The 5,996-nt window shown below is 60.5% G+C and carries 5 protein-coding genes; 4 read left to right on the plus strand and 1 reads right to left on the minus strand.

Going from position 1 to position 5,996, the window contains the following annotated elements:
- Positions 1–21: 21 nt before the first annotated feature.
- Entirely contained in the window at positions 22–2,046 is a 2,025-nt protein-coding gene (locus OQK_RS10335) for a M3 family metallopeptidase (RefSeq protein WP_016772317.1), read from the plus strand.
- A 5-nt stretch (positions 2,047–2,051) separates the two neighbouring features.
- On the opposite strand, the gene OQK_RS10340 is transcribed toward OQK_RS10335, so the two are convergent.
- Positions 2,052–2,699, minus strand: coding sequence for a phosphatase domain-containing protein (locus OQK_RS10340; protein ID WP_038860827.1), 648 nt, complete (start codon positions 2,697–2,699; stop codon positions 2,052–2,054).
- A gap of 280 nt (positions 2,700–2,979) precedes the next feature.
- Between OQK_RS10340 and OQK_RS10345 the strand changes: the two genes are divergently transcribed.
- The 3 genes from OQK_RS10345 to OQK_RS10355 all read left to right on the plus strand — a co-directional run.
- A complete protein-coding gene (locus tag OQK_RS10345) occupies positions 2,980–3,726 on the plus strand; it encodes a gluconate 2-dehydrogenase subunit 3 family protein (RefSeq protein WP_016772319.1) in 747 nt (248 codons plus the stop codon).
- A 2-nt stretch (positions 3,727–3,728) separates the two neighbouring features.
- Positions 3,729–5,513 (plus strand): GMC family oxidoreductase, encoded by a 1,785-nt coding sequence (locus OQK_RS10350; RefSeq protein ID WP_016772320.1) that lies wholly within the window; start codon positions 3,729–3,731, stop codon positions 5,511–5,513.
- A gap of 12 nt (positions 5,514–5,525) precedes the next feature.
- A partial coding sequence (locus tag OQK_RS10355; RefSeq protein WP_016772321.1) for a c-type cytochrome occupies positions 5,526–5,996 on the plus strand: 471 nt, incomplete at its 3' end.

Raw genomic sequence — 5,996 nt, forward strand, 5'->3', positions numbered from 1 at the left:
CCCTCTCTCACGGAAGACGCCATGCCTGACACCAACCCCCTCCTGCAACAATGGCAGTTGCCGCCCTGGTCGGCGATACGCGCCGAACATCTGCTGCCGGCAGTCGAGCGCATCGTTGCCGACAACCTGCTGGTTATTGAAAACGTCATCGCCACTCAAGTCGATCATCCCAACTGGGACGACGTGGTCATTGCCATCGATGAAGCCGATGCACGCCTGAATGAAACCATGGCGATTATCGAATTCCTTTCGGTCAGACATGCCGATGATCCCGAGTGGTTGGCGCAGGAAGCGCTCAGCACCCACGCTGCGCAGCATTACAAGGCTGCGAAGGCCGGCAATCGACAGTTGCTCCAGGTTTATCAACGATTGGCACAGAGCTCCATAGCCGCCAGCTTCAGTGATGCACGCAAAGCCTCGCTGGCGAAAATCCTGCGCAGGTTTCACCTGGCCGGCAGCGAATTGTCGAGTGCGCAGCGCAAGGATCTGACGCGATTGAACGGCGAAATCGATCTGCTGGAAAAGCGCTTCATGAGCAATCTCAGGTCGGTCAACGCTGCATGGAGCAAGGACATCGACGATGCAGCGCTGTTGGCAGGACTGCCGGCCGAAACGCAGGCGCATCTGGCCGCCAATGCCAACAAGGCCGGCCTGCCCGGGTGGCGGCTGACACTCGATCAGAACACTTACGATCAGGTCATGAAGCGGGCGCGGCACCGCGGTTTACGTGAAGAGTGTTTCAAAGCCTGGTGCACCCGCGCTTCGGATCAGGGGCCATACGCCGGCCGCTTCGACAACGGACCGGTGCTGCACAAGCTGCTGGCGGCGCGTCATGCCAAAGCCCGGCTGTTGGGTTTCGACAACTTCGCTCAGCTGCGACTGCTCGATCGCATGGCCGTGGATACTGACCAGGTCCGCCGTTTTCTGCAGCAGCAGATCGCTCTCAATGCAGCGGCGCTTGCGCGCGAAACCGATGACCTGCAAGCCTCTGCACGCCAGTATGGTATTGATCAGATAGAAGCGTGGGATCACGACTTCCTCGCCGAGCAATTGCGCTTGAAGCAGTTGGGCGGCGAGGAGCAGGACCTGCGCCTGTTTTTTCCGCTGGACGCCATACTGCAGAGCCTGTGCCGCTTCAGTGAGCACATGTTCGGCATCAGGATCAGCGAAAATATTCGCCTGGAGACTTTCAACGAAAACGTGCGCCTGTTCGAAGTCAGCGAGCATGAGCAAGCGGTCGGCTTCATCTACATCGACCCGTTCCACCGCGCCGCTGGCGCCGACTACGCCTGGACAGGTGTACTGCGCAACCGACGGATCAATGCGGAAGGCCGGCCATCACTGCCGATAGCCTCGCTTCAATGCAATTACACGGCCGCCGCCGACGGGCTGAATCTGCTGGCACATCAGGATCTGCGCGTGCTGCTGCACGAATTCGGCCATTGCCTGCATCACGTGCTGACACGTTCGCCGCACTACAACCTGTCCGGCATTTCGCATCTGAGCCGCGACGCTGCGGAGTTTGTCGGGCAGCTGTTCGAGAAATGGGCGCTATCCGGGCAATTCCTGCGCTGGCTGGGTACGCATCATCAGAGCGGTGAGCGCCTGTCGCAAACGCAGGCCGACGCCGCGTTTTCCACCACCGACATCCAGCGCAGCCGAGAGACGGCGATGCTGCTGCTGAGCGCGCTGTTCGACTTCGAACTGCATTGCAGTCACGGCGACGGTCGCACTGTTCAACAAGTGATGGCGGATGTGCAAAGCGCATTCCCGGGCCTGCATATTCCAGCCTACTGCCGCTTCGCCAACAGCTGCGATTATCTGGTCACCGGTTACGAGGCTTCGCTTTACGCCTACAAATGGTCGGGTGTACTGGCGAGCGAGGCATTCAAACGCTTCGAACGTGAAGGTCTGTTCAATGAACAGACGGGCCGGGACCTGCGCAAACACCTGCTGTCGGGAGACAGACAGTCACTTCCCGCCGCGCTGCAAGCGTTCTTGGGTAAACCGATCGACAGCGCGCTGTTTCCTGCGCCAGCCGATTGAGCTGATCAACGCTGGACGTGCGCCGAGTCGAACCAGCTCTTCATCGAACACATGGCGAATGCACTGGTGCTGCATTCGCCATTGATCAAGGCTTCGTGCAACCGATCGACATCGGCCTGCATCACGTAACGCACGCTGTCGTGGAAATGCTGACTGTCACCAAAACCGCCCTCGGTCATTTCCTTGAGCGCCTGCTCTTTGCTCCAGCCCTGCACCACCACGCGGTACATCGCCGCCATCAGACCGGTGCGGTCAGAACCGTGCTTGCAGTGCATGAGCACCGGGCCGTCGGCTTCGGCGGACTGAATCGCGCGCAGAGCCTTGAGCACATCGCTGTCGTCGACGTGATTGGTGCGATACGGCAGTTGCACTTGCTTGATGCCCGGCGCGGAGAGCCAATCGCTATCAGCATCAGGCAGGAAGTTGATTACGGTGACGACATGCAGATCGTTCAACAGCGGCACCGCGCTGCGGCTGGGCAAGGCGCTGCGATACAGCGTCGGTGACATGCGGAACAGGTTGAACTGCGCCTCAACCGGCTGTGCCCACTCGGCGGGGCGAGATGCCGTGGCGTCGGCCGCCAGGGCGGCAATGCCATGCAACAGGGCAACAAGCGAAAAACATAACGCGGGGAAAAAGCGCACTCGAGACATGCTGGGCTGACCGTTTCGGCAATCTTCATGGGAGGAATTGCAGCTTCGCTATCAAGCGGTCAATACGCCGTGAGCCGGCCGTCAAAGAAACGTGAATCGGCGCCTCACCGGGCTTTTTTCCAGGAAAACGGTTTTTCTTGATGCTTAGCCTGCTACCATTTGTCACATGATGTTGCAGACGTGGCGCCCTTTTTCGGGACAGACCCTCGTCATCGCGACGCAAAATTCCTCGAGCTGCTCGCAGAAGCGGCTGACTTCTATGCCTGATGAGGTGCCCCCCATGTCTGATCAAGATCGAGACAACCCGCGGCGTGAGTTCTTGCGCAAATCCCTGACCCTGATTCCGGTGGTCACGCTTGCCGGTACCGGCCTGGGCAGCAGCGTGCTGCAAGCCGCACCTGAAAGCACACCGGCGGCGGCCGCAGCAAAACCGGCCGCGGCTGGCGCCGGTGATTATCAGCCGAGCTTTTTCACCGCTGAAGAATGGGCATTCATCAATGCCGCCGTCGCCCAGTTGATCCCCAACGACGCGCAAGGCCCGGGCGCGCTGGAAGCCGGCGTGCCGGAATACATCGACCGCCAGATGAACACGCCGTACGCCGCCGGTGCCCTGTGGTACATGCAAGGCCCGTTCAATGCCGACGCTGCGCCGCAGATGGGTTGGCAGAGCAAACTGGTGCCCAAAGACATCTATCGCCTCGGCATCGCCGCCACGGATCAGTGGGTAAAAGGTCTCAGCGGTAAAACATTTGCCGAGCAAGACAGCGCTACCCGAGACGATTTGCTCAAGCAACTGGAAGCCGGCAAGCCGCAGTTTGACGCGGTGCCGGCGAAGATCTTCTTCAATCTGCTGCTGCAAAACACCAAGGAGGGTTTCTTCTGCGACCCGATCCACGGTGGCAATAAAGGCATGGTCGGCTGGACCATGATCGGTTTCCCCGGCGCCCGCGCCGATTTCATGGATTGGGTGGAACGCAACGAGCAATACCCCTTCCCGGCAGTGTCGATTCGCGGCGAGAGGGCGTAAGCATGGCAACGGTAATGAAGAAGGTTGATGCAGTCATCGTCGGTTTCGGCTGGACCGGGGCCATCATGGCCAAGGAACTCACCGAGGCGGGTCTCAACGTGCTGGCGCTGGAGCGCGGGCCGATGCAGGACACCTACCCCGACGGCAACTATCCGCAGGTGATCGACGAACTCACCTACAGCGTGCGGAAAAAGCTCTTTCAGGACATCTCCAAAGAGACGGTGACCATTCGCCACAGCGTCAACGACATCGCCCTGCCCAACCGCCAGTTGGGCGCGTTCCTGCCGGGGAATGGCGTCGGCGGCGCCGGGCTGCATTGGTCGGGCGTGCACTTTCGCGTCGACCCGATCGAATTGCGTATGCGCAGCCATTACGAAGAACGCTACGGCAAAAGCTTCATCCCCAAGGACATGACCATCCAGGATTTCGGCGTCAGCTATGAAGAGCTGGAACCGTTTTTCGACTTCGCGGAAAAAGTCTTCGGCACCTCCGGCCAGGCCTGGACCGTGAAAGGCCAATTGGTCGGTCAGGGCAAGGGCGGCAACCCCTACGCGCCGGACCGTTCCAACCCGTTCCCGCTTGAAGCGCAGAAGAACACCGTATCCGCACAGCTGTTTGGTAAAGCGGCTACAGAAGTCGGTTACAAACCCTACAACCTGCCTTCGGCAAATACCTCTGGGCCGTACACCAATCCCTACGGCGCACAAATGGGGCCGTGCAACTTTTGCGGATTCTGCAGCGGCTACGTCTGCTACATGTATTCCAAGGCCTCGCCGAACGTGAACATTCTGCCGGCGCTCAAGCCCCTGCCGAATTTCGAACTGCGGCCCAACTCCCATGTGCTGCGGGTCAATCTCGACAGCAGTAAGTCCAGAGCCACCGGCGTCACCTACATCGACGGCCAGGGCCGCGAGATCGAGCAGCCGGCGGATCTGGTGATCCTCGGCGCGTTCCAGCTGCACAACGTGCGTCTGATGCTGCTCTCCGGGATCGGCAAACCCTACGATCCGATCAGCGGCGAAGGCGTGGTCGGGCGTAACTTCGCCTACCAGAACATGGCGACCATCAAGGCCTTCTTCGACAAGGACACCCACACCAACAACTTCATCGGCGCTGGCGGCAACGGCGTGGCGGTGGACGACTTCAACGCCGATAACTTCGATCACGGCCCGCACGGCTTTGTCGGTGGCTCGCCGATGTGGGTCAACCAGGCTGGCAGTCGACCGATTGCCGGCACCTCGAACCCGCCGGGCACGCCGGCCTGGGGCAGCGCGTGGAAACGCGCCACCGCCGATTACTACACCCACCAGGTGTCGATGGACGCCCACGGCGCGCATCAATCCTACCGTGGCAACTACCTCGATCTCGATCCGGTGTACCGCGATGCCTACGGCCTGCCGCTGCTGCGCATGACCTTCGACTGGCAGGAAAACGACATCAAGATGAACCGCTTCATGGTCGAGAAAATGGGCAAGATCGCCCAAGCCATGGGCCCGAAAGCCATTGCGGTGATCGGCAAGCAGGTCGGCGACCACTTCAACACCGCCTCGTACCAGACCACCCACCTCAACGGTGGCGCAATCATGGGTACCGATCCGAAGACCAGCGCGCTGAACCGCTATTTGCAGAGCTGGGACGTGCACAATGTGTTCGTCCCGGGCGCCTCGGCGTTTCCGCAGGGCTTGGGCTACAACCCGACCGGACTGGTGGCGGCGCTGACCTACTGGTCGGCGAAAGCGATCCGCGAGCAATACCTGAAAAACCCCGGCCCGCTGGTGCAGGCTTAAGGAGCGATGACCATGAAAACTTTCGTTATCGCGACCCTGGCGCTGCTTGGCAGCGCCGCTATCCATGCGGCTGAAATTGATCAAACCTTGATCAAAAAAGGCGAATACCTTGCCCGCGCCGGTGACTGCGTGGCCTGCCACACGGCCAAGGGCGGCAAGCCGTTCGCCGGCGGCCTGCCGATGGAAACACCGATCGGCACGATCTACTCGACCAACATCACCCCGGATAAAACCGGCCTGGGCGATTACAGCTTCGAGGACTTCGATCAGGCCGTGCGCCATGGCGTGGCCAAAAACGGCAGCACGTTGTACCCGGCGATGCCTTATCCGTCCTACGCGCGGGTCAACCAGGCCGACATGCAAGCGCTGTATGCGTATTTCATGCACGGCGTCGAACCGGTGGCGCAGGAGAACAAGGCCAGCGACATTCCGTGGCCGTTGAGCATGCGCTGGCCGCTGATGGGCTGGCGCTGGCTGTTCGCA

Origin of the sequence: Pseudomonas sp. R62, from assembly GCF_000257605.1 — a bacterium.
GTDB classification, from domain to species: domain Bacteria; phylum Pseudomonadota; class Gammaproteobacteria; order Pseudomonadales; family Pseudomonadaceae; genus Aquipseudomonas; species Aquipseudomonas atacamensis.

What these genes read in the sequence shown, in the direction of transcription:
- OQK_RS10335 (WP_016772317.1), top strand. Translation starts at nt 22, where the DNA reads ATGCCTGACACCAACCCCCTCCTGCAACAATGGCAGTTGCCGCCCTGG.
- OQK_RS10340 (WP_038860827.1), bottom strand. Translation starts at nt 2,699, where the DNA reads ATGTCTCGAGTGCGCTTTTTCCCCGCGTTATGTTTTTCGCTTGTTGCC.
- OQK_RS10345 (WP_016772319.1), top strand. Translation starts at nt 2,980, where the DNA reads ATGTCTGATCAAGATCGAGACAACCCGCGGCGTGAGTTCTTGCGCAAA.
- OQK_RS10350 (WP_016772320.1), top strand. Translation starts at nt 3,729, where the DNA reads ATGGCAACGGTAATGAAGAAGGTTGATGCAGTCATCGTCGGTTTCGGC.